The sequence below is a fragment of the Pectobacterium cacticida genome (genome assembly GCF_036885195.1).
Lineage (GTDB): Bacteria > Pseudomonadota > Gammaproteobacteria > Enterobacterales > Enterobacteriaceae > Pectobacterium > Pectobacterium cacticida.
This window is the reverse complement of the sequence record NZ_CP133656.1, coordinates 3,430,394-3,448,526: the sequence shown is the minus strand read 5'-3', so window position 1 is coordinate 3,448,526 and position 18,133 is coordinate 3,430,394. Positions and strand designations below refer to the sequence as shown.

Below are 18,133 nucleotides of genomic sequence, written 5' to 3'. Positions count from 1 at the left end.
TTGAGTATGACGTCACTAGCATTGAACCTCATCACCCTGTCGGTCTTTGGCTGTGTGCTATTGCTGCTTCTGGCGTTCGATGTCTGGCGTAAACAACGCCAGCGTCGCCAGCAACAGGCGCGGCGCTTACAGCGGATTCTGGCTGATGTAGACCCCGCGCGTGAAGACACGCCCATCGACTCGATACTCCGCGATGAAATTACTACGCCGCTAAGAAATGTGCCGGTGCTGGGGCGTTGGCTAGCGCAGTGGTGGGGGCAACTGGCGTTTATCGGCTGGAAAAAGAACCTCTCGCGACGGGCGCTATTGCTCTCCTTACCGTGCCTGCTGTTGGGGATGGCGGTAGGGTTGCGTACCGCCGCGCCGCTGATATTGGGCGTTCTATTCTCTATTATCGCGTTTGTGGCGGTGGGGACGTTTTTATTTCGTTCGACGTTACAAAAGCATCTTAAGGCTCTGCGAGAAAGCCTGCCTGAGGCGATTGACGCGATTACACGCAGTTGTCGCGCTGGCGTGCCGGTGGCAAACACGTTTGCCATTGTCGCTGAGCATATGACCGGGCCGTTAGCGGAGGAGTTTCGCACCGTCGATCATTGGTTAAAACTGGGCATTCCGCTACGACAGGTGATTCAAACATCGGCGCAGCGTGTACCGATGGCGGAATACCGCTTCTTCGTGGTGATTCTCATCATCAACCAGGAAGCGGGCGGTCGCCTGGGAGAAACGTTGGAACGTCTGTCGGCGACACTACGTGACCGGCGGGAATTGCAGCTCAAAGTGATGTCAAAAACCTCCGAAGCGCGGGCGTCCGCTAAAATCGTGGCGACGCTGTTTCCCGGCTGCCTGACGTATCAGTACCTGAAATCCCCCGAAGATTTTACCTTCCTGTTCTCTGATCCCGTGGGCACCAGTGTGCTGATTTACGCGCTGTGCAGCGTCTCGGTGGGATTATTGATTACGCACTTCATGGTTAAACGGATCAGATAGGAAAACAATGATGGCATGGTTAGGCGATCCTTTATTGCTACTGGCTTTCGCGCTGCTCGGCGGCGGGGTGTATTTAACGTATCGCCAGCAGCGGCAAACGTTCCGACAGTTGGAACAGCGCATGCGTGCGCACATTCCCGACACGTCTATAGACGTGTCCTCGCAAGAGGGAAACATCTTGCGAGGACAAGGAAAACAACTCTCTCCCTGGCTCGAAAACCTGCTAACTCCCGTTGCCGCGCAAGGCGAACGTCTGGCAGGGGCGGAACGCGATCGCGTTAATCTGCGCCGCCAACTGGATCTGGCAGGGTTTCGTCGTAGCGAAGCCGTTGGCTGGTTGGTTATCGGCAAGATGCTGTGCGGCGTTGTGGCGGCCCTGTTGCTGATTTTCGGCTGGCTTCCTCCGTCCGATCGGTTCGGTCTGACTGGTCTGGCGGGCGGGCTGGTCGGCTATTTCGTCGGCGCGCTCGTGCCGGAATGGTGGCTGCGCTGGCGCGCCGCCAGCCGGGGCGAAAAACTGGCGCGTGCCGTGCCGGACGCACTCGATCTCATGGTGGTATGCGCGGAAGCGGGCCTGCCTATCGGCCGTGTCCTTCTGGTGGTGTCGCGTGAATTGGGGCTGTCGTCGCCGGAGATGGCCGATGAGCTGGGCTATACCGCCGCAGAATTGCAAATTCTCTCCGATCGCATGCTGGCGATGCAACACCTTGCCGAGCGCACGCGCGTGCCTGAAATCGAAAGCCTGGTCGCAACCTTGATTCAGGCCGAACGCTACGGCACGCCGTTATCACAGGCGCTGCGTACCATCGCCGATGAAAGTCGTAAAACGCTGATTTTGAGCCTGGAAGAGAAAGCCGGGAAACTGCCGGCGCAGCTAAGCGTACCGCTGATGGGGCTTATTCTGCCGCCCATCATTGCCATTATGGCGTCGCCTTCGCTGATTCGGGTGGTGCGACTGCTGGCCCAATAACTCACATGGCGTTCGCCGTAGGAACGACAAGTCTGGATAACAAAATGAATATATTGAAAAAAATCATGATTAATCGGCAAGAAATACGGCCTGGGCGCGCCGTGCGTCGTATCGGCTGGGTCGTGGCCTGCCTGCTGCTGGCGGGATGTAGCGGCACTGGCGCGATTCAAGGCTCGAAGAGCGAAGGGATGAAACTGGCGCGGCTATTACGCGATCAGGGGCGGCTGGAAGCCGCCAGTGAAGTCTATGCCCGATTAGATGGCCGTGGCCTGCTGAACGGTGCGGAAATATTGGAGTATGCCACGGTAGCCGCTCCGGTGCGTCCACCGCAACAGGCGTTGGCGCTCTATGGCCGGGCGCGCCAGGCGTTGGGGGGTGAGGCGAGCATGGCGCCGCAAGAGGCGCTGGCCATTTGTTTAGGTATGGGGCGAGCGCAGTTGGCGCTGGGGCGCAACGCCTTGGCGCAGCAGGATTTTAGCTGCGCGCTCAAGGCACAACCAGACAACGCGGGCGCGTTAAATGGGATGGGCGTCGTGCTGGACGCCGCGGGCAAACACGCCGAAGCGCGTGCGTTGTTTGACCGCGCACTCCACATTAACCCGGCGGATACGGCGGCGATGAACAATCTGGCTTTGTCCTGGCTGGCCGAGGGGGATGCGAATAAAGCGATTGAATTGCTCCGTACGACCGATGCGTCTAACCCGACCAGTCGCTTGAATCTGGCGCTGGCCTATCTGTATCGCGACGATCGCGATGACGCGCGTGACGCGCTGGCATCTATCGCCGGGGAACAGCGCATTGACGCGTTGCTGGACGAATTGGCGGCGCGTGCGCAAAAAATGAAAACCGACGCCATGCGTGCCGAAACCCTGCTGTTATCCAGTCGTCAGCCCTTACAACTGAATAACCCGGAATAATGGTGCGCGGCATGCTGGAGTGGCGAAGAATCCGTGACTGGCGCGGTACGCAAGGGGTTGCCGCGACCGAGGTAGCGTTTCTGGTGCCGGTGATCCTGGTCGGCGTGATGATGTTATTTGAATTGGCGCGCATCGGTCTGGTGATCGCTATCGGTAGCGCGGCGCTGGACAACGCGGTGCAATCATTTCGGCTGGATGATCTGGAGACGGAAAGCGAAGAGCAGATGGCCGATGACCTGAAAAAACGCATGGTTGAAGCGTCTTACGGCTATTTACAGAGCGGTGATTTAACCGTCAGCGTACTGCATTTCGATAACCTGAATCGGCTTGGCGGGTTGATGACGGATGAGGTCGATGGCGCGCAGGGCGAAGATCAAAATGAAGGAATCGCCAGCATGCTGCCGGTTTGGGCGGTAACCGTACAACTACGTAAAGCGTTCATTTCGCCGCTGCCTGAAGTGCTGAAATTGGGCGATACCTTTGGTTATCAGTACAAGCACGTGTTCAGTACCGAGGTGCGTGATGACAAAGACGAGTAGTGCGGCGACGACGCTGCGTCGCTTCTGGCGGGCGCAACGGGCTTCCATTGCCGTGGAGACCGCGCTGGCGTTACCGATTGTGCTGGCCGCGGGCATGCTGTTTGCCGATTTCTACAGTATTAACCTAGAGCGCTCGCGCATGGAGCAACGCGTAGGGGCGTTGGCATCCGTGCTGGCCTTGCAAAAATCCCTCACCACAGACGGGCTATCGGGGTTGTTAAATAGCGTGTTGCCAGACGCCAACCTGGGCGATTACCAGTTGTTGATCAGTAATGTGCGCCAGACCGGCATGGTGAACTGGCAGTTAAGTCGCGGTAATACTCCGGGGCTATGTGCCGGGAGTGAAACACCGCCTGGGGAATCCTATGTTCCTGACTTACCGGAAAGGGATGTGGAAAAAGGGAGCGAAAACACCACGATGCTGTTGGTGGAGTGGTGCCGGGAAGGGAAAGATCTTGGTTTACTCGGCGGAATGGCGTTGGGCGGCCTGTTGCATGTTTCGGCGGTAAATCGCGTTGCCATTGGCGCGATTGAACTGGATGAAACGCTGGCAAAAGAAGCCGGTATCGCAAATGAAGACGAAGGTAGGTAACGGCAACATGGCAAAACAGACCAACGGCAAGAACAGATGCTCCGCCGCGCTTACCCGCTTCTGGCGGCAGGAACGCGGAGCGGGAACGGCCTTTTATGTACTGGGAATGATGGCGCTGCTAGTTACCGGCGCGTTTATCGTGGACACCATGAGTGCTACCGGCGATGCCGCGCAGATCAAACGTGCGACCGATGCCGCAGCGCTGGCGGTCGGGCATCAGGCCACGATCCTCAGTGAGCAGCACTACGATCCCACCCAGATAAGAGAACTGGCTTTTGAGTATGTCAAAAATAATCTCGGTCTGAACAGCGCATTAGTCGATGTGTTGACGGTGGATGCTATCACGGTGAGCGAAAGTCGTAGCGGCAGTACGCGCCGACGTTTCACCGTGACCGTTAATTTTGACACCACGCCTAACCTGATGGATCTGGGAGCAAAGCGGCAAGCGATCTACTCCACCGCAGAAGTGGTAAGCCGCCCGACGGAAATCGCCATGATGATGCCCGTGGTCGTTGGCATGACAGGGGACGATATTCGCGTCTTGCAGAATGTGACGCGCACGTTTGCCAAACGCATGCTCGGCGATTCGGACGCTACGCGTGACAACCTGTGGATTTCGTTAGTGCCCTACAGTCAGTCGGTTAACGTGTATGACGCTAACGATCCGGATCGTATCCGCCGCTGGGCGGAGCCGGGCGCGTTGAATCCGCCCGAACTCGCGGCGTTATTTCGTTCTGGTTACGCCAGCCTGGCCGACCGGCGTATTCCCGATCGACGGGCGAATCTGCTGTGTATGTATCGTGGTCTGGGGGATGAGGAAAACTTCTTCTGGGACGAACCGCCGGTAGGCCAGTTCCGGATTTACTACCGGGAAGATTTGCCAGCCAATGGCAGCCCCGGCGCGCCGCCGATTCCCTGGACTGGCCCGAATCCCGGTTTTGATGATACCAGCGCGGTGGATACCCGCTGGATGGTGGCAGACAGAGGTTGCCCTAATGCGGCGCTGCTACCGCTCACGAATGATGAATCCAAGCTGGAGGCGCGCATCCAGGAATTTACCCCGCGTTTTAACGTCAATTACGCCATTGCCATGTCATGGGCCGGTGCAGCGCTATCGCCCAATATGCGCGGTACTGACGGTTGGGGCGATTCAAAATTACCGCTTGATTTCAGTACCAACGGCAATAACGACGGGCAGAAAGTGATCGTGATGCTGGCCGATACCGCCGGTGACTGGTTCGACACCGATACGTACAACTTTAATCGTAACCAGTTCAGTGGTCAGCTCGGCGGATTGGGGGCCAGGGATTTCGCCAAGAAGCGGTTTCATGATTTATGTGAAAGCTTCCGCGCCCGCGATATCAAGCTCTATTTTGTTGGCGTTCGCCCCGGTGATGCGGAGAGCTTTGGGCGGGGGCTGTTCGATCAGGACGCCACGCCGGGGCTAATGGTATGCACCGAAGGCAAAAAGCGGATGAGTTTTATCGATGGCGCTGGATTTGGCGATAGGGGCGTAGAAAAACAATTACTTCAGCGTCTGGATCGCATCGCCGATCAAATTGAAACCGAAGGAGGATACGTGCGGCTGGTGGAATAGTCAGCATGTAAGCCCTGAATAGCGTGATTTTCTTTAATTTTGCCCCTTTAACGACAGGACATGACCCGATGACTTTTTCTCGCTCAAAAGCTGGTTCAGCGTTAGCTCGCGCACCACGTCAGGCCTGGGTATTGGAACCGCGCATGATGTTTGACGCCGCCGCCGTGGCCACCGCGGCGGAGGCCGCGACGCATGTTGCGGCAACGGATACCGCATCCGGTGTTGACGCCACACCGGTCAAGGCGACGCTCGCCATCACTGATACCAGTGACCGCTTTGAACCGATCGATCTGTTCAGCGATGTCCGGGTGTCGGCGGATAAAAGCGGGCAGGAATTGAAAGATCAGTTACCAAAGGTAGGGGCCGAGGCTGGATCCGTTAGTTATGACGATCTACTCAAGCAAATGGATGATGCTGGTAATGACCAATATGCGGGAATCCAAGGGGTTACCGCCATCGGCGATAGGGTTTACGCGGTTCGTGGCAACAATACGCTGATGATTTTCCAGCATGATGAAAACGGCGCCTTATCCCTTTCGGAAAGCAAACCGCTTAGTGGCATCACTGACGCTAGCGAAGTACGGGCATCGAATGACGGCAAGACTCTCTATGTCATTGGCACCGATGGCGCAGTCCTACTCGATGTCGAAAACTTACAACAGATCGGTAGCATCGATTCTAATCAGAATCTGATACGCGACGTATTGACACACGCCGACAACGTCTATGTCAGCGTCGGCAACAGCGTTCAGGTATACAGCCACGAGGGTTCTACTCTGACGTTGGAACAAACGCTAGAGGACGCGGGCGAAACCGGGGTTCAACTTGATGGCGCGAATGCATTGGCTATTTCGGCAGACGGCAAAACGCTTTACGTTGCGACATCCGGCGGAGATACGCTGGTCAGCACATTTGCTATCGCTGCCGATGGTCAACTCAGCTTCAATACAGCCGTCACGCCCAACATGAGTTCCGAATATGGCTACTATGCTTCATCACTTAGTCTGGCCGCGGATGGCAAATCACTCTATGTCATTAATGAGAAAAATCTGCATATATTCACAATCGCCGCAGATGGCAGCCTTAGCGCCGGAGAGTCGATAGACCTTGGCGATGGTGCCGACATGGTCAGAAGTGTCATCACTTCGCCGGATGGTAAGAATGTCGCCGTGATCGGTAAGTTAGGACGAAGTGAAAATTTTAACACCTATGGTGTTTTTCTGTATGTGCGCGCAGAAGATGGCTCACTCACTCTTTCTCAGAAGGTCGAAAGGGTGAGCAACAGCGAGAACCTATCCGATACCACGTTCCAGGAGCTAAGCCACGCGGCCTTCAGCGCTGATGGTAAACAGCTCTATCTGACGGGAACATTTAACTACGGCACCTCGGGGCTGTTAGTGCTCGCTCTTGTACCTGCTACGGTTAATTTCAGCGAAAAGGGCGAACCAGCCGCTCTGCTGCCTGGGGGGGTGCTGGCCTCACCTGATCTAGATGTTATGAACGACGGCGCCGGGGATTATAACGGTGCGTCCATTACTATAGAGCGCAATGGCGGTGCTAATGCCGATGATATTTTCACTTTCATTGATAGTGATAAATTTAAGCTGGATGTGGAAAGTAGCACTCTCCTCTTAGATGGCAAACCTATCGCCACCTTCACATCGGCCGACGGTAAACTTACGCTAACGTTTATAGCCACGGTAACGCAGGCTAATGCGCAGAATGTGCTGCGCCATATCGCCTACGAGAATAGCAGCAAAGATCCAACTAAAGATGGCGCTAATGTGGCTTTTGACCTGGTTCTGAGTGACGGCAACAGCCATAGCGATGCCTTCGTTATTCATGTCGGTCTTGAAGGCGTCAACGATCCGCCGGTAATCGAATCCACGCCGCTGACGCCTTCCTACACGGCTGAAAGCGAACGCGTCAAGCTGTTTGAAAACACCCATATTGATACGATTGAACGTGGCCAGAAACTCTGGCAAGTCATCGTGACAGTAGATGCGGTTAACAAAGGCGATGTGCTAGGCGCAGGAGGGGGGAAAATCCTGCTTGATAGCGACAACAATAGCGGCAAAACGGGGACTGGGCTGGAATACCGGATAACCAAAGACGCCGAAAACGGCAAAACCACCGTCATATTGTATGTTACGTCTATGTCTGTCGCCGAGGTGGAAACGTTAATCGATGGGCTTACTTATGGCAATACCGGCAATGAGCTAACCGGCGCCCGTAGTATCGGATTGGGCGTTAAGGAGTCTGTTGAATTCGACGCGAAAAGCATTGGTGACATCACGATGCTTGACGCGGTGTCAGTCGTTACGTTGACAAAGGCGGCTACAGAAAATACCGCGCCAAATTTGAGCGGTGGCGCAATGGTGGATTACACCGAGTTGGGCGATCCTGTCATTATCGCTCCAGGCGTGACGATTTCCGATGCGCAGATGGATGTGTTCAATGGCGGCGCTGGCAACTACGACGACGCGGTATTAACGATAACGCTAGGCCAAGGCAAGAGTGGCGCGGATGTACTGGGTTTCAAGGCGGACAAAGGGCTTGAGCTTAAAGACGGTGCATTACTTAAAGGCGGTAAAGCGATCGGCGCGGTCAGCCTTGCCGAGGGGGTGATGACCATTCGCTTTAGCGACGGCGCTGGAGAAATCCCCACCACGGAAGATGTACAGAATACCCTCCGTCAAATTACTTATGCTAATACCAGCCATGTACCGCCAGAAAGCGTAGCGCTGAGCATCACGCTAGCCGATCAGCGTGGGCTTACGTCGGCCACGTTGGCGCAATCGATCGCCATTGCCGCGGTTAACGATGCTCCCTCGATTGGGGTTGATCCTGTCCTGTCATTGGGCGATTTAGAACATGTGCAGGATATTACCGATATTCCGGGACTCGGAATGCCCAAAGCCAGCGTAGCGTCTTCAGACGGTAGCCGCATTTATATCGCGGATGCACAAGGGAATATCGCCCTGTTCAACCAGAATGCGGACAGCGGTGAACTGAATTATGTAGCGACCTACTCCGCCGAGGATGGCGCGGATGGCATTAAAAACATGGTGCTCTCTGCCGATGGGAAGAACCTCTACGCCTTACATGCGGACGGTAATGCACTTCTGTGCTTTAACACCGATGCAGAGGGTGTGCTCACCTACCAAACCACATTGGTCAGTGATTTTAATGTGGATAATAGCAATCTCACTAATATGCAAAGCATGGCCTTGTCGGAGGATGGCAAGAATCTCTATGTCGTTAATGGCTATAACGTAGTTTATTTCGCCCGGAATACGGAAACGGGCACGTTGGCTTATACCAGTGTACTAGAAGGTAGCATGTGGGATGCACCCTACCTATGGCAACCCATGGATATCGTCAGCCAAGGTAATTTGGTTTATGTCGTCACGAATGCCTCTGATGGTTCTTCGCTGATTGTCTATCAGCGCGATGAGAGCGGTAAGCTTGATTTATTAGGGTATACCCGTATGGGCGATGAGGCGTTAGCAAATCTTCAGCATATTGCTGTCAGTGATGACGGGAGCATGATTTTCGTCGCCAACAGTAGAACGAGCACCTACATTGTCTGGAATGATGAAACCATTATCCATAACCACCCGCAGAAAGTTTATGCCTTTAGTCTGGATGCCCAATCCGGTGCGTTGACATATCTGAGAACGATCAAGGGTGAACAAACCGTAGAAGATATTGCACTGTCTGCTGACGGCAAGGCGCTATTCGTTACCCTTGCCGACGGGACGCTGAACTATTACGCCGCCACCACGGGCGAACTGAAAGGCACACTGTCGGGCATTACCGACGCAGGGCAGATTTCACTGACGCCGGATGGCGGGGTGATCGTAGCCGGAGAGGCGATCAACGTGTCGCAGGCGCCGCAGGTTTCCGGGCCGCAGATCAGTAATAACGGCGAGATGGTGCCAGTGATACCGGTAACACATATCGCCGACGTTGAGCTGGACGCCGCAGCTAACGGCAATGGCAACTATGGCGGCGCGTCCATTCGTATCGCTGGCGATGCCGACAGCCGGTTTGGTTTTATTTCAGGGAATGGATATACGCTGGCTAATAATGAAATTGCCCACGATGGCAATGTATTAGCGCAATGGGCAGCGACGAGCGATGGTGTTTTGACTGTCACGTTTAAAGATGGCGTCACCACGGTTCAGGCTAATGAGACTATCCGGCAAATTGCCTATGGTTGGGCTGGTGCGTCAGTGCCGCAAACAAACACCATCGCGCTGACAGTGACATTCAACGACGGTGATTTGGATTCTGTTGCACAGCATGTCTCAGTAGCGATCAACGCGATACCTGTCTCGGGGACGGGAGAATTTATAGTACCGCCATTAATGGTGGGTATCAGTCCCGATGCCTCGTCATTGCAATTGCCGGAAAATCTGTTTACCGACCCGGACGGCGATACATTGAGCTGGCGAGTGGATGGATTACCTAAAGGCATGCGATTTGATGCTGAAACGCGCCAAATTGTGGGGACACCGAGCGAAGCGGGCGCGTTCGCGATCGACGTTATCGTCAACGATGGCAAAGCCGAGTCGAGTCGCTCATTTTCCTTGACGGTCGAGGCTAATACGCCTCCCACGCGGAATGATGCTGCGGCGGAAACGGTGAGGCTGGCGTTGGAACCGACATTGCGGGGAGGGGAACGCTTCGATTATGTTCTGCCGCAAGATTTATTTACGGATAGCGATATCGCCAAAGGCGATATTCTGCATTGGCAAATTGAGGGGCTCCCTGCCGGGCTGAGCTTTGATCCGGCGACGTTAACCATCAGCGGTACGCCAATAGAAGAGGGAACCTTTACGCTGACGATGACCGCTCAGGATAGCGCACAGGGTAGCGCTACATTGACGGTGACGTTAACTGTTGAAAATGAAATGACATTTGTCCCGATTCAGAGGGCCGTAATACCGCAAGAGCAGGACGATCGCAACGACGTGCAATTACGCGCCAGCGACTATGACAGCTCCAGAGCGGCAACGGACCGGGCAGCGCATTCAACCACTCAGGCGGTATTGGATTCGCTTAATGAGGCCGAGCGCGCGCGCTCAAGGGAATGGGGAATCGATCCCATCATGCCATCCCTGATGCCTGATTTAGAACCGGTTAATTTCTCCTCCCGCGATCGCGGTACGCCGGTTACCGAGGCGACATCTACGCTATTCCAGACCGTTCGTGGTCAGGCGACGGCCATCGAATCGTCGTTCAGCGCATTACAGGGCTCGCTGCTGCCAGACAGCACCGGCGCGCTGGCGTTTACGCTGCCGCAACGCCTTTTCACCACGCGTGATGGTCACGTCGCACTGACGCTGCAACTGGCGAATGGCAACCCGTTGCCTTCATGGGTTCACTTCGATAGCCGTCATGGTGTCGTACGCATCGTCGATGCGGGCGCGTTGCAGGTCAACCAGATTCAGCTCTCTCTGAAAGCACAGGCTGCCGACGGTTCCAGCCGGATCTTGCCTATTACTTTACGCGTTGCCCCAGTGGTAGAAAGCGTCGCGCCGTCCGTCCCGTTAACGCAGTGGCGTGAACCGGCCGCGGCCGATCTACCGGTGTCGGATCGTCAGGATGCCATGACGGAACTGGCGCACCACGATGGTAAACCGGCGTTTAGCGAGCAGATCGAAGCACGCCACGAACACGATGAATTACTTAACGCCTTGGCGCAGTTAGCAGGGACGGCGTCGTAATGGCGCCATGTGAATTCTATTCAATCAATAATGACTCAATCGATAACATGGGGAGCACCCTGGTGAATCAGCACATAGCGAAACTTTGGGATAATAATAAGCAACACTCTGCCGGTTCCCGGGCGTTAAAAATAGCGGTCACGCTGGCCTGTCTGGGGCTAGCAGGTTGCGCCGTCAAACCGGAGCCGGTTACGACTGAGCAGCAGGTCGCGCAGGCGTTAAGTGATAGAACACAGATGTTCGCCAATCAGGAGCCGGTGCGCGGCACCATTACCCTGGATGAGGCGATCGCGCGGGCGCTGAAATATAACCTGCAACAGCGGGTCGCGCTGATGGAGCAGGCGATGGAAGACGACCTCCTAGGCGTACAGAATTGGGATATGCTCTTGCCGAAGTTGACCGCACGCGCCGGGCTGCAAACCCGAGACAACGTGGCAGGTTCCAGCAGCGAGTCGGTGACCACAGGTCGGCAATCGCTGGAAGCATCCACTAGCCAGGATCAAACCTCACGTAATGCCGATTTGTCGTTAAGCTGGAATGTATTGGATTTCGGTATCAGCTATTTTAACGCCAAGGTTCAGGCCAACAAGGCGTTGGCGGCGGAAGAACGCCGCCGTCGCGTGGTCGCCGATATTACCCGTCAGGTGCGTACCGCCTACTGGGAAGCCGCTACGGCACAGCGTTTGCAGCCGGAAGTGACAACCGCGCTGGCGCAGGCGCGTCAGGCGCTGGATTACGCGCGCCAGACCGAGCGACAACGCTTACTGGCACCGGTTGAAGCACTGCGTTTCCAGAAAAATATGCTGGAAATGGTACGACAACTGGAAATCGTCGATAGCGATCTGGTGGTAGCGAAATCCCGTCTGGCGGCGCTGATGAATTTACCGCCCTCCAGCAAATACGACGTCGTCGTACCGAGTGAAAGCAGTCTGGTCGCGCCCAAAATGGCCTACTCGCTCGACGACCTGGAAAATTTCTCGATGGTGAAACGCCCGGAAGTCCGTGAAGAGAGCTATCTGGCGCGTAATAGCGTACTGGAAACCCGGAAATCGCTGCTGCGTCTGCTGCCGGGCGTGTCGCTGTTTGCCGGTATCAACGGCGATAGCAACAGCTATCTGGTCAATCACCAGTGGGCCAACGCGGGCGTACAGGTCAGCGGCAACTTGCTGAATGTGCTGTCATGGTCATCGGTAAAACGTGCCGGACAAGCGAATGAAGATCTGGCGGAAGTACGTCGTCAGGCGTTGCGTATGGCGGTGCTGACGCAGGTAAACGTCGCCTGGCAGGAATACCAGCAGAGTACGCGCATGTTTAATCGTTATCAGGAGCTGGCGCGAATTCAGCGCGGTATCCTGAATCAAACAACACTGAGCGTACAACATCGCGCCGAAACGCAGATGGAACAGGTTCGCGTCAGTACAGAAACGATCCTGACCACCCGCGCGCGCGATCGGAGTTTCGCCGATGTGCAAAATGCGCTCGGCGCGGTATATCAGGCGGCGGGGCTGGATGTCTTACCGGATAACGTCAATGATGTCAGCCTGGCCGCGTTGAGCAATACCATTGCCCGAACCACCAGCAACCTCGCGCAAGGCGGAGTGCCGGTGCCACGTCTTTCTCTGGCGACACTCGCCGCGCCGTCAGTGGCGGCAAAGGCAACCGCGACGCCCGTTTTAAATAAACCGGTCGCGACCGCGATGACGACAATCGCGGGCAAACCGTACAGCATGGTGAACACCGACATGTGGGATAACCTGCAATCGTTACAGGCAGGAGGTTCGCGGTAATGGTCGTCGGCATGTTGCGTCCAATGTTACTGGTAAGTGCATTGAGCCTGCCCCTGTGGGGGCAGGCTGCGCCGACGGGCGATATTCGCGTACAGCTTAGCGCGCAGCGTTACACCGTGTTATCCAGCGAGATCGCCGCCAAAGTCACCGATATTGCGGTAAAAGAAGGTGAACACTTCAAGCAGGGCGATACGTTGGTGACGTTTGACTGTACCGTGCTACGCGAAAAGCTGAACTACGCAAACGCCGCAGAGAATGCGGCGCGTAAGAAGTTGGCGATCGCTAATCGGTTAGACAAACTCAATTCGATCAGCCTGTCGGATGTCGATCAGGCGCGATCGGCGGTATCAATGGCGCAGGCGGAAAGCGGGGTGAATCGCGCCATGCTGCAACGCTGTGTTATTAAGGCCCCGTTTTCCGGCCGCGTGACGGAAACCAAGGTGAAGCGTTGGGAATCGGTGCCGGAAGGGAAAGAGCTATTGGCGATCTACGACGATAGCGCGTTCGAACTGGAAATGATCGTGCCGTCACGCTGGCTTACATGGTTAAAACAGGGCAGCGCTTTTCAGGTTAAGCTGGATGAAACCGGGCTGACATACCCGGCGGAAATCAGCCGCATTTCTTCGGCGGTCGATCCGGTCAGCCAATCGGTGAAAGTGTTTGGCCGCATCACACAATCCACCGCCGGGCTGCTGCCAGGGATGAGCGGCGTGGCGCAAATCAGTGACGCCACGGACAGAACCGCGCCTGATACGGGCAGCGTGTCGCCATGACCGAACGACATACGACAACGGCCCAAACCGAGCAAGATAGCCGACTGACGTTGCTGGCCGAACTGTTACAGTTGCAAAGCCGCGCCAGAGCGCGTGAAACCCAGGATGAGCTGGCCTTTTTTATCGTCAACGAGACGCACAATCTGGTGAAGTATCGGCAGGCGCTACTGTGGGATTGTGATAAACGGCGTTTGCAAGCGGCGTCTGGGTTGGCCCTGCTCGACCCTAACGCGCCATTTTGTACTGAGTTTAGTCGTCTCTGTCGCCAGTGGCAGGAGGAAGGGCGTCAAACGCAGAGGCTGCAATGTCGGGAACTACCTGCCGACGATCGGGCGCTGTGGCAGGAGCATTTGCCGGAATTTTTACTCTGGCTACCGCTGCGTTTACCGCAGGGAGAAACGCCGTTAGTGTTGATTTTGGCGCGAGACGACGCCTGGCAGCCTGCCGAGATGGTCTTGCTGGAGAAATTAGCGGAAGCGTATGCGCACGCCTGGTCGAGTTTACTCAAGTCGCGTCGTCGGCAGACGCACGTCAACCCGAAGAAACGGCGTTGGCTGTTGGCGGGGATCGTAGCGCTGATGTTGATCTTATTGATTCCGGTGCGGCAATCGGTACTGGCGCCGGCGGAGATCGTCGCGCATCGGCCGGTTATCGTGCGTGCACCGGTAGCGGGCGTCATCGATGATATTCTGGTTCGCCCTAATCAGGTGGTTAGCGCCAATCAGCCGCTGGTGCGCCTGGATGTGCGCGAGCTGCAAAATCGGCTGGAATCGGCGCGACAGGCGTTTGCCAGCGCCGATGCGCAATACCGTCAGGCGCAGCAACAGGCGCTGTTCGATGCCAATAGCAAAGCCAGTCTGGCGGTGCTGCAGAGTCGCCGTGAGCAGGCGCAAAGCGACATGGATTTCCTGCAACAGCAGTTGGCTCGCATGCAACTGGTCTCGCCACGCGACGGCATCGCTATTTTCGATGACGCCAGCGACTTAATTGGTCGCTCTGTGGCGGTAGGGGAGAGGATCATGATGATCGCCAATCCACATGACATTGAATTGGAGATCCAGCTTCCGGCCGCCGATGCCATTGCCTTGGAGAACGGTGCCGATGTGCGGTTGTTTCTCAACGTGGCGCCGAATGCGGCGCAGGATGCGCGGTTGGTGCAGATCGGCTATCGCGCCGCGCCGACGCCGGATAATGTGATGGCCTATCGGCTGCGCGCGCGTTTCACGCAGGACGATCCGCAGTTGCGCGTGGGGCTGAAAGGGACGGCGAAGCTGTATGGGGAGCGCACGGTGCTGTTCGTTTATCTGCTGCGTAAACCGCTGGCCTCCCTGCGTGTCTGGCTGGGGGTGTAGCGGTGGTCGGTGGTAACGCGGCTGCCGGGCTTAGCCCGCTGCGCGATGAACTGATCCTACATGCTGGGCCGGCAAACCGCGACGGATCGCCTAGTTGGACACTGGAGGATCCGCTGCGTGGCCTCTATTTCCGTATTGGATGGGCCGAGATGGCGATGCTTTCGCGCTGGTCGCTGGGCGATGCGGCGCACATCGTCGCCGAGGTGAATCGGGCTTCCACGCTGACGCTGGATGACAGCGATGTGCACTATTTCAATCAGTTCTTACGGGCCAACAGCCTGACGCGCGTGTCCGGTGACGATGCGCTGGCGCAGTTTTCTCGTCAGGTGGCGCAATCGCGGGTTTCGATCTGGCGCAAGCTGCTCAAGAATTATCTGTTTTTTCGTATTCCCTTATGGCATCCCGATCGTTTTTTGCGAGCGACGCTACCGTGGGTCGAACCGTTTTTCAGCCGGGCTTTTCTCCATCTGACGCTCTTGGCTGGCGCGCTGGGGCTATTTCTCGCCGGGCGTCAGTGGGAAACGTTCAAGCATACGTTTTTACATTTTTTCACGCTAGAGGGGGCCGCGCTGGCGGGGCTGACGCTCTGTTTGACTAAAATCCTGCATGAATTCGGTCATGCCTATACCTGCAAGCGTTTTGGCGCGCGAGTCGCCACGATGGGCATCGCGTTTCTGGTGATGATGCCGGTGCTGTATACCGATACGTCTGGGTCATGGAAGCTCCCCCGTCGCCGACAGCGCATGGCAATTGGCGCCGCGGGTATGATGACCGAACTGGCGCTGGCGGCGTGGGCAACGCTGGCGTGGAGTTTCCTGCCAGACGGTATGCTGCGTAGCGCCGCCTTTATGCTGGCGACAACCACCTGGATCATGACGCTGGCGATTAACCTGAGTCCCTTGATGCGTTTCGACGGGTATTTCCTGCTTTCCGATGGGTTACAGGTGCCGAACCTGCAACAGCGGGGTTTTGCCATGGGGCGTTGGCAGATGCGGGAATGGCTATTCGGTTTAGGGGATGCGCCGCCGGAGCTCTTTCCGCGTTGGCTACAGCGCACGCTGGTGGGCTATGCCTTTGCCGTCTGGGTATACCGCTTCTTCCTGTTTACCGGTATCGCGATCCTGGTGTACCACATGGCGTTCAAGCTATTGGGGATGGTGCTTTTCGCTATTGAGATCGGCTACTTCGTGGTAATGCCTGTCGTGAATGAAGTGCGCGAATGGAGTAAACGCCGTAAGGATTATCGAATGAACCGTAATAGGGTGATAACGCTGACCGTCAGCACTGTGTTTTTGCTTTTGTTGATCGTTCCCTGGCAGCACAGAGTATATGCGCCAGCGCTGCTGCGCGCGGAACAGCAAGGCCGTTTGTATATGCCGGTGTCGGCGATGGTACAGCGCATTGAGGTACAAGTCGGTCAGCCAATACGCGCCGGACAACCGCTATTTACGCTGTCGTCTGATTCGCTGGCGCATGAACAACAGCAGTTGGAACGCCAGATCGCCACCCTGGACTGGCAAAGAACCTTTCAGGTCTTCAACAAAGACGCAGCTGACGATCATCAGCGCGTCAAACAAGAATACGACGCTGCGCTGCAAAGATTACAGGTATTAAAGCGGCAATCTGAACAGTTGACCGTGCGCGCGCCGCTAGACGGCGTGGTGGCAGATATGGCGACACCGCTGGAAACGGGCGAGTGGCTGGCGCAGGGCGAATGGCTGGCTGTGGTAATCAAACCCACCGGTGGGCTGGTAGAAGCTTTCGTGTCGGAAAAAGACTGGCAGCGCTTGCATATTGGCGCAAAGGGTACGTTTTATTTACAGGATGTCAGCCGATCGTCATTGCCGCTCACGCTGGTGGATATGGCCAATACGGCGACCCGCGATCTTAACGCCGTCCCCGAACTGGCCTCGGTTTACGGCGGCGACATCGCGACGCTGAGCGACGCGCAGCGTAAACTGCACCCTGAACAGGCGGTCTATCGCGTATTACTCCGTCTGCCTGATGGTGAACGCACCGCCCCGCAGGTGTTGCGGGGCACGGTAGTGATAGACGGCGAGGCGCAAAGCCTAGTAATTCGCGGTTGGAAGGCCATCTCTGCGATATTAATCCGCGAACTGGCGTTTTAATGCAGGGTGAACCCTGGCGCTCATTAATCCAACTCAACAGCGCTGGTACCAGAGCTTGACTATCTACTGCCTTGATAATATTGGCGATACAATAATGTCTGGGAAGCCATTAGCAAAAGAAGAATGCTGTCTTAGCCATGTCAGTTGGCACTCACCGAACTTAGGATCACTTATTTAGTCTGGAATTTAATTCCATTGGACAGGCTCTTAGCCAGACTTTTCAACCGTGCTCGACTTTGCGTTTGCCACGCTTCTGGCCGAACAGCACACGATGCCGAGCACAATCAGTACCAGCGTAATGATGTGGTAAGCTTTGGCAAAACCTGCACGCCCTGAGCATTGCGCCATTCGATGAGTATGCCGTCACCCACTGGCTCAACCATTTTCCCGGCGGGCTGAACATGGAGAGCGCACGATGAGTATTCGATACGCTTTTCAGAACGGTGGCCTGCCGGAACTGACGCTGACGGGCCACGCATTGCAACAGTCGGGATTTGTCGCCGAGACGCTGTTTCGTATCAGTCTCTACCGCAACGGGCTGATACTGACGCGGCTGAATGAGGACACCGATATCGCGGCGCTGCTGACTAAACTGGACGGCAGCGAGACGGAAGGTGCGGACTGGGTAAGTGACAAAGGCGAACTGACGCTGGCAGGGGACTGGCTCACCCTGAGCGGGTTACCCGGCCAGCCGTTAATGATTGAGGTGCTGCCCGGTAAAATAACCATTCGGGCAGAACAGACCCTGTAAATAA

Annotated in this window: 12 protein-coding genes; all 12 read left to right on the top strand. The window is 56.1% G+C overall.

All coding sequences use genetic code 11. From position 1 onward, the window contains the following. Positions 1-6 precede the first annotated feature (6 nt). The 12 genes from RFN81_RS15755 to RFN81_RS15700 all read left to right on the top strand — a co-directional run bounded on the left by RFN81_RS15755 (position 7) and on the right by RFN81_RS15700 (position 18,129). Positions 7-987 (top strand): type II secretion system F family protein, encoded by a 981-nt coding sequence (locus tag RFN81_RS15755; RefSeq protein WP_264496723.1) that lies wholly within the window; start codon positions 7-9, stop codon positions 985-987. 10 nt (positions 988-997) lie between these two features. Further along, the gene (locus tag RFN81_RS15750; RefSeq protein WP_319800205.1) at positions 998-1,957 is read left to right on the top strand and encodes a type II secretion system F family protein; all 960 of its coding nucleotides are present in this window, start codon (positions 998-1,000) and stop codon (positions 1,955-1,957) included. A gap of 44 nt (positions 1,958-2,001) precedes the next feature. Next, positions 2,002-2,874, top strand: a complete 873-nt coding sequence (locus RFN81_RS15745; protein ID WP_264496721.1) for a tetratricopeptide repeat protein — start codon at positions 2,002-2,004, stop codon at positions 2,872-2,874. 11 nt (positions 2,875-2,885) lie between these two features. Next, a complete protein-coding gene (locus tag RFN81_RS15740) occupies positions 2,886-3,413 on the top strand; it encodes a TadE/TadG family type IV pilus assembly protein (RefSeq protein ID WP_264496720.1) in 528 nt (175 codons plus the stop codon). Further along, positions 3,397-4,005 carry a TadE/TadG family type IV pilus assembly protein gene (locus RFN81_RS15735; protein ID WP_264496719.1) on the top strand — a complete coding sequence of 203 codons (609 nt, stop codon included), beginning with the start codon at positions 3,397-3,399 and terminating at the stop codon, positions 4,003-4,005. Before RFN81_RS15740 ends, RFN81_RS15735 begins: the two co-directional genes overlap by 17 nt. Then, on the top strand, positions 3,986-5,602 hold the full coding sequence (locus RFN81_RS15730) for a TadE/TadG family type IV pilus assembly protein (protein ID WP_264496718.1): 1,617 nt from the start codon (positions 3,986-3,988) through the stop codon (positions 5,600-5,602). The genes RFN81_RS15735 and RFN81_RS15730 overlap by 20 nt, the downstream gene beginning before the upstream one ends. A gap of 68 nt (positions 5,603-5,670) precedes the next feature. Beyond that, a complete protein-coding gene (locus tag RFN81_RS15725; protein WP_264496717.1) occupies positions 5,671-11,337 on the top strand; it encodes a putative Ig domain-containing protein in 5,667 nt (1,888 codons plus the stop codon). Between the two features lie 62 nt (positions 11,338-11,399). Then, the gene (locus RFN81_RS15720) at positions 11,400-13,124 is read left to right on the top strand and encodes a TolC family protein (RefSeq protein WP_378928686.1); all 1,725 of its coding nucleotides are present in this window, start codon (positions 11,400-11,402) and stop codon (positions 13,122-13,124) included. Beyond that, positions 13,124-13,897 (top strand): efflux RND transporter periplasmic adaptor subunit, encoded by a 774-nt coding sequence (locus RFN81_RS15715; RefSeq protein WP_264496716.1) that lies wholly within the window; start codon positions 13,124-13,126, stop codon positions 13,895-13,897. Before RFN81_RS15720 ends, RFN81_RS15715 begins: the two co-directional genes overlap by 1 nt. Beyond that, the gene (locus tag RFN81_RS15710) at positions 13,894-15,249 is read left to right on the top strand and encodes an efflux RND transporter periplasmic adaptor subunit (RefSeq protein ID WP_264496715.1); all 1,356 of its coding nucleotides are present in this window, start codon (positions 13,894-13,896) and stop codon (positions 15,247-15,249) included. The genes RFN81_RS15715 and RFN81_RS15710 overlap by 4 nt, the downstream gene beginning before the upstream one ends. A gap of 2 nt (positions 15,250-15,251) precedes the next feature. Beyond that, complete coding sequence (locus tag RFN81_RS15705; protein WP_264496714.1) at positions 15,252-17,378, top strand: HlyD family efflux transporter periplasmic adaptor subunit; 2,127 nt, start codon at positions 15,252-15,254, stop codon at positions 17,376-17,378. A gap of 415 nt (positions 17,379-17,793) precedes the next feature. Then, positions 17,794-18,129, top strand: a complete 336-nt coding sequence (locus RFN81_RS15700; RefSeq protein WP_264496713.1) for a type I toxin-antitoxin system SymE family toxin — start codon at positions 17,794-17,796, stop codon at positions 18,127-18,129. The last annotated feature ends 4 nt before the right edge of the window (positions 18,130-18,133 follow it).